The organism is Xanthomarina sp. F2636L, assembly GCF_026410195.1.
Lineage (GTDB): Bacteria > Bacteroidota > Bacteroidia > Flavobacteriales > Flavobacteriaceae > Xanthomarina.
Window position 1 is genome coordinate 1 of sequence record NZ_JAPMLM010000016.1, and the last position, 335, is coordinate 335.

Sequence of the window (335 nt, forward strand, 5' to 3'; positions counted from 1 at the left end):
GATCCTAATTATTTAGATTTAAGTGTTATTGTGCCAGGAACTACAACAGGAGGCGATGTTTTAAATATCGTAACAAGCAATGGTTTATGTGCAGCATTAGATGTAGCAGGCGCACCAGTTACAGTAGAGACCTGTTCAGCCGATGCAGGAAGCTTAACAGCCGATGCCACTCCAGTACAATTATCGGGAGCTAGTGTAACTATTAGTGCGACACAGAACATGATGCCAGTAGTGCCTAATAATTATGAAGTTGCCTATGTATTAACATCAGGTCCAACCTTGATCATTGAGCAAACAGCAGCAACACCAGAATTTACGGTGACAGCAGCAGGAGA

1 protein-coding gene is annotated in these 335 nt (G+C 42.7%); it reads left to right on the plus strand.

Features of this window, described 5'->3' with window-relative positions:
- Positions 1 to 335: hypothetical protein (locus OS191_RS00070; RefSeq protein WP_267153670.1), on the plus strand; the 335-nt coding region annotated here is incomplete at both ends.